Origin of the sequence: Cupriavidus sp. HPC(L), from assembly GCF_000307735.3 — a bacterium.
Taxonomy (GTDB): domain Bacteria; phylum Pseudomonadota; class Gammaproteobacteria; order Burkholderiales; family Burkholderiaceae; genus Cupriavidus.
The window spans coordinates 1-6,277 of sequence record NZ_AMPR02000180.1; the positions used below are offsets into that span (position 1 = coordinate 1).

A 6,277-nucleotide genomic window follows, 5' to 3' on the forward strand; every position below is an offset into this window, starting at 1 on the left:
AGCAGTCGCTGCGGCTGCGCGCGGCCGCCCGGCTGGGCGAGCCGCTGCGGGCCTCGGCGAGGATCGTGCGGCTGCGCGCCGACAAGGAGCTGGTCAACCTGGCTACCGACATCGCCGGCGAGGATGGCCGGCTGGTGCTGCAGGGCGAGGCGCTGGTGCTGGTCCGCAACCTGGAGCGCAAGCTTGCCGGCGATGCCGGCGGCCTCGCGCAGGGCCGCCAGACCGCGGTTCCTTCCTGATCCGTCCGATGGCGCGCTGCTTGCGCCACATCAAATACGCATCGTTTCGTCTTGAAATGTCACGGCAAAGCCCTATCTTCGGCAGTGACATCCGGTGTCCTGCCGGCCGACGACGCGATGCGCAACGACTGCGCCGCTGGGGCCGCCTCGGGACACGTATCCCAGTGAGGATTTCCCTATGCGTCTTGACAAACTGACTACCCGATTCCAGGAAGCGCTGGCCGATGCCCAGACCCTGGCGATCGGCAACGACAACCAATACATCGAACCGCAGCACCTGCTGCGCGCGCTGCTGGCGCAGAACGACGGCTCGGCGCGCGCGCTGCTCTCGCGCGCCGGCGTCAACATCAACGGCCTGGCCAGCGCGCTGGACGCCGCCATCAAGCGGCTGCCGCAGGTGCAGGGCACCAGCGAGGTCCAGCTCGGCCGCGAGCTGGCGGCGCTGTTCAACGCCACCGAGAAGGAGGCGATCAAGCGCGGCGACCAGTTCGTCGCCAGCGAGCTGTTCCTGCTCGCGGTCGCCGACGACAAGGGCGAGACCGGCCGCGTCGCGCGCGAGCATGGCATGAGCCGCAAGTCGCTGGAGGCGGCGATCGACGCGGTGCGCGGCGGCGAGTCGGTCAACAGCGCCGATGCCGAGGCGCAGCGCGAGGCGCTGAAGAAGTACACGATCGACCTGACCGAGCGCGCCCGGCTAGGCAAGCTCGACCCGGTGATCGGCCGCGACGACGAGATCCGCCGCGCGATCCAGATCCTGCAGCGCCGCACCAAGAACAACCCGGTGCTGATCGGCGAGCCTGGCGTCGGCAAGACCGCGATCGTCGAGGGCCTGGCGCAGCGCATCGTCAACGGCGAAGTCCCCGAAACGCTGAAGAACAAGCGCGTGCTGGTGCTCGACATGGCGGGCCTGCTGGCCGGCGCCAAGTATCGCGGCGAGTTCGAGGAACGGCTCAAGGCCGTGCTGTCGGACATCGCCAAGGACGAGGGCCAGACCATCGTCTTCATCGACGAGATCCACACGATGGTCGGCGCCGGCAAGGCCGAGGGCGCGATCGACGCCGGCAACATGCTCAAGCCCGCGCTGGCGCGCGGCGAGCTGCACTGCATCGGCGCCACCACGCTGGACGAGTACCGCAAGTACATCGAAAAGGATGCCGCGCTCGAGCGCCGCTTCCAGAAGGTGCTGGTCGACGAGCCATCGGTCGAGGCGACCATCGCGATCCTGCGCGGCCTGCAGGAAAAGTACGAGCTGCACCACGGTGTCGAGATCACCGACCCGGCCATCGTCGCCGCGGCCGAGCTGTCGCACCGCTATATCACCGACCGTTTCCTGCCGGACAAGGCGATCGACCTGATCGACGAGGCGGCCGCGCGCATCAAGATGGAAATCGACTCCAAGCCGGAGGAGATGGACAAGCTCGAGCGCCGCACGATCCAGCTGAAGATCGAGCGCGAGGCGGTCAAGAAGGAAACCGACGAGGCCTCGCGCAAGCGGCTCGAACTGATCGAGCAGGAGATCGAGCGGCTCGAGAAGGAGTACGCCGACCTCGACGAGATCTGGAAGGCCGAGAAGGGTGCGGCCCAGGGCGCGGCCGCGCTGAAGGAGGAGATCGACAAGATCCGCCTCGAGATCGCGCGGCTGCAGCGCGAGGGCAAGCTCGACAAGGTCGCCGAGCTGCAGTACGGCAAGCTGCCGGAGCTCGAAGGCAAGCTCAAGGCCGCCACCGCGGCCGAGGCCAGCGAGCAGAAGCAGCCGAACCGGCTGCTGCGCACGCAGGTCGGCGCCGAGGAGATCGCCGAGGTGGTCAGCCGCGCAACCGGCATTCCGGTGGCCAAGATGATGCAGGGCGAGCGCGAGAAGCTGATCGCGATGGAGGACTATCTGCACAAGCGGGTGGTCGGCCAGGACGAGGCCGTGCGGCTGGTGTCCGACGCGATCCGCCGTTCGCGCGCGGGCCTGGCCGACGAGAACAAGCCGTATGGCTCGTTCCTGTTCCTCGGTCCGACCGGCGTCGGCAAGACCGAGCTGTGCAAGGCGCTGGCCGAGTTCCTGTTCGATTCGCAGGAGCACCTGATCCGCATCGACATGAGCGAATTCATGGAGAAGCACAGCGTGTCGCGGCTGATCGGCGCGCCGCCGGGCTATGTCGGCTACGAGGAGGGCGGTTATCTGACCGAGGCGGTACGGCGCAAGCCGTACAGCGTGGTGCTGCTCGATGAAGTGGAGAAGGCCCACCCGGACGTGTTCAACGTGCTGCTGCAGGTGCTCGACGATGGCCGGCTGACCGATGGCCAGGGCCGCACCGTGGACTTCAAGAACACGGTGATCGTGATGACCTCGAACCTGGGCTCGCAGATCATCCAGCAGATGAGCGGCGAACCGCACGAGGCCGTCAAGGGCGCCGTGTGGCAGGAGGTCAAGACGCAGTTCCGGCCCGAGTTCCTGAACCGCATCGACGAAGTGGTGGTGTTCCACGCGCTCGACCAGAAGCACATCGAGTCGATCGCGAAGATCCAGCTGCAGCGGCTGCAGGCGCGTCTTGCCCGCATGGACATGGCGCTGGAGGTCAGCGACGCGGCGCTCGAGCGCATCGCCAGCGCGGGCTACGATCCGGTGTTCGGCGCCCGCCCGCTGAAGCGCGCGATCCAGCAGCAGATCGAAAACCCGGTCGCGCGGCTTATCCTGGAGGGCAAGTTCGCCGCCAAGGACGTCGTGCCGGTGGACTACCAGGATGGGGAGTTCACGTTTGGGCGGGTGGTGCATTGACCCGCAGGGCGACAGTCGTTTCGGCGAATGCCGCCACATGAAGACGCCGGGCCTTGGCCCGGCGTTTTTCGTTGCGCCTTGCTCGCCTGCAACTGGAGTAGGAAATGACCGCAAAACCCCGAATCTTTGACGTTGCCGATCACCTCAAGACGGATCGCCAGATGGCGCTGTATCTGGAGGCCTGTCTCGAGGAGCAGGATCCCGAGCTGGTGATCGCGGCGCTGGGTGACATCGTTCGTGCGAAGGGCCTTCACGATGTGGCAGTACGCGCCGGCCTGTCCGTCGACGCGCTCGGCAACGTTCTGAATACGAAGTCGGCCGCTGACTTTGCGACTGTCTTGAGGATTGTCGCGGCGCTTGGCTTGCGTCTGCATGCCATTCCGGCCACTGTTCATGGCAAGACGGGAGCCGCCGCCCTCGCGCAATGGTCCCGTGAAGTCGGCAAGCGCCTGCATTCCTGAAGCCTGACGGTCCGGTTCGGGTTCCCCTCTCCCGCTTGCGGGAGAGGGGCGGGGGAGAGGGCAAGCGGCTCTTGTTATGCCACTGTGGATTGAAACCACCTCCCTCTCCCCAACCCTCTCCCCCTGAGGGGGAGAGGGAGTACGCCGATCGGTGCGCGTTTCTTGACCTGCATCAAGTCGCTCTCCTTTCCATGGCCCTAACATCGACCCAGTCATGAAGCTGCGGGGGCGCACTTCATGACTGTCTACCCGTTTCCTTGCTGGAAACTTGACCCGCGGTGCTCCCGTACCGCGGGTTTTTTCTTTTTGGGGCGCTCGGCCCGGCCCCATCGCCGCCACGGCCGCCATTGCCCCGCCATTGCCCCTGTCGTTGCCCGAGGCACGGCCGCCCCGCGGCCTTATGCGAAAAACGTGCTTGGATCGGCGAAACCATTCGTTCCTTGTCGCCTTGCCCGCCGGTAGCCTCGATGCTGTCGCGATGGCCCACGGATGCCGTCGCGCATGCCAGCCTCATTTTTTCCGACGGACGGGAGCCCTTGAAGATGATTCGCCAGTTGGCCATTGCGGCCGCAGTGTTGTCCCTTGCCGGCGTGGCCGGTGTCGCGCATGCCCAGACGACCCTGCTGAACGTATCCTACGACCCCACGCGCGAGCTGTATGTCGACGTCAATGCCGCCTTTGCCAAGGCCTGGAAGGCCAGGGGGGGCGACAACGTGACGATCCGCCAGTCGCACGGCGGCTCGGGCAAGCAGGCACGCTCGGTGATCGACGGGCTGGAGGCGGACGTGGTGACGCTGGCGCTCGGCTACGACGTCGATGCGGTCGCGCAGAAGGGCCTGATCAAGCCGGACTGGCAGAAGCGGCTGCCGCACAACGCCTCGCCCTATACCTCGACCATCGTGTTCCTGGTGCGCAAGGGCAATCCAAAGGCCATCCGCGACTGGAGCGACCTGGTCAAGCCGGGCGTGCAGGTGATCACGCCCAATCCGAAGACCTCCGGCGGCGCCCGCTGGAACTATCTGGCGGCCTGGGGCTATGCGCTGCGCCAGCCGGGCGGCAACGAAGCCAAGGCACGCGATTTCGTCGCGCAGCTGCTGAAGAACGTGCCGGTGCTGGACTCCGGCGCCCGGGGCGCGACCACGACCTTCGTCGAGCGCGGCATCGGCGATGTGCTGATCGCCTGGGAGAACGAGGCGCTGCTGGCGATCAAGGAGCTGGGTCCGGACAAGTTCGACATCGTCGCGCCGTCGGTGTCGATCCTGGCCGAGCCGCCGGTCGCGGTGGTCGACAAGGTGGTCGACAAGCGCGGCACGCGCCGCGCCGCCGAGGCCTATCTGCAATTCCTCTATACCGACGAGGGCCAGGAGATCGCCGCGCGCAACTACTACCGGCCGATCTCCGAGAAGGTGGCCGCCAAATACGCGTCGGCCTTCCCGAAGGTCAAGCTGTTCACGATCGACGAGGTGTTCGGCGGCTGGCAGAAGGCGCAGCAGGCCCACTTCGCCGACGGCGGCACCTTCGACCAGGTCTACCAGCCTGGCCGCCGCTGAGCCGCGCGGGAGCGGGAGCGTTGATGACCCAAACTGGCACCGAACGCGGCACCGACCGTGGCACCGAACGTGGCACCGAACGTGGCACGCTCGCCCGCCGCGCCCCCGCCGATGGACGGCCACTCGCACAAGAGGGCGACCAACGGGATCTCGGCCGGTGCGCCGCCGCGCGGTTCGAATCGGCCGGCGCGCTGCCGCTTCCGGCCGCGCTGGCCCGCTATCTGCAGGCGCTGCCGGCGCGACCCGAGCCCGGCTATTCGCTGTGGCGCGACGCCCGCGGCCAGGTGCAGGGGCGCTTCCACCATTGCTCGCTGACCAGCGCGTTCGCACCGCTGATCGCGCTGGCCGACCGCCGCGTGATCGGCCATGAGGGCACCATCCGGACGTACGCAGGCGAGCAGCCCGGCCTGGCCGCGTGGAAACTGTTCGCACTGGCAGCCGACGACGCCTCGCTGGTCGCGCTCGACCGGCTGTCGCGGCTGCTGCATGCGATCAACTACGTGGCCGCGGGCGGCACGGGCCGGCTGGTGCTGAACGTGCACAACCGGCTGCTGGCGGCGGTGGCCGACGACCATGGCGCCGCGTTCCGGCGCGCGGTGCAGGCGCTGGACCTGCCGCAGTCGCAGCTGGTGATCCAGGTGCCGGCCAGCGCCAACGACAATCTGCCGCTGCTGCTGCAAGTGGTCGGCAACTACCGGCGCAACGGCTTTGCCGTCAGCCTGCAGGCGTCCGATCCGGCCGAGGCGGGCGTGCTGATCGCGCAGGCGCGGCCGGACTGGCTCAAGCTCGATATGGGCCGGCTGTGGACCGACCGCCAGCTGGCGGGGCTGCGGGCCAGCGCCGCCGATGCCGGCGTGACGCTGATCGGCCGCCGGCTCGACAGCGCCGAAACCGCGCTGCGGCTGCAGGCGGCGGGCATCGAACTGGGGCAGGGGGCCCATGCCGGCGCGACGCTCGGCCCGGGCGAACTGCGGCGCGCGGGGCCACTGTCGTGCCGTCCCGACTCGCAGCGTCCCGACCCGCACCGCCGCGATTTGCGCCACCCGGACTTGCGCCACCCCGACTCACGGCGCCCCGATTCCCACCACGACGACCAGGAGGAACCGAGATGACGTCGCGTCTGCCGTCCCATGCCGCCGAAATCGAGCTCGAGGTCCCGTCGGGGCTCGGCATCCTGACCGTACCGGGGCTGCACGGCAGCGGTCCCGAGCATTGGCAGAGCCGCTGGGAACGCCGCTTTCCCGACTGGCAGCGGGTCGA

General features: G+C 68.0%; 5 protein-coding genes and 1 pseudogene. All 6 read left to right on the top strand.

From position 1 onward, the window contains the following. A pseudogene (locus tag B551_RS26555) lies at positions 1-239 on the top strand (hypothetical protein); the annotation flags it as partial. 178 nt (positions 240-417) lie between these two features. Continuing rightward, the gene (clpB, locus tag B551_RS11980) at positions 418-3,006 is read left to right on the top strand and encodes an ATP-dependent chaperone ClpB (protein ID WP_023264163.1); all 2,589 of its coding nucleotides are present in this window, start codon (positions 418-420) and stop codon (positions 3,004-3,006) included. Positions 3,007-3,110: 104 nt separating this feature from the next. Continuing rightward, positions 3,111-3,467: an addiction module antidote protein gene (locus tag B551_RS11985; RefSeq protein WP_006578990.1), complete on the top strand. Its 357-nt coding sequence runs from the start codon at positions 3,111-3,113 to the stop codon at positions 3,465-3,467. Positions 3,468-4,009: 542 nt separating this feature from the next. Next, a complete protein-coding gene (locus B551_RS11990; protein ID WP_006578991.1) occupies positions 4,010-5,017 on the top strand; it encodes a sulfate ABC transporter substrate-binding protein in 1,008 nt (335 codons plus the stop codon). 23 nt (positions 5,018-5,040) lie between these two features. After that, positions 5,041-6,129 carry an EAL domain-containing protein gene (locus B551_RS11995; protein WP_023264165.1) on the top strand — a complete coding sequence of 363 codons (1,089 nt, stop codon included), beginning with the start codon at positions 5,041-5,043 and terminating at the stop codon, positions 6,127-6,129. Beyond that, on the top strand, positions 6,126-6,277 hold a 152-nt coding region (locus B551_RS25580), incomplete at its 3' end, for an alpha/beta hydrolase (protein ID WP_043439122.1). The genes B551_RS11995 and B551_RS25580, both read left to right, overlap by 4 nt.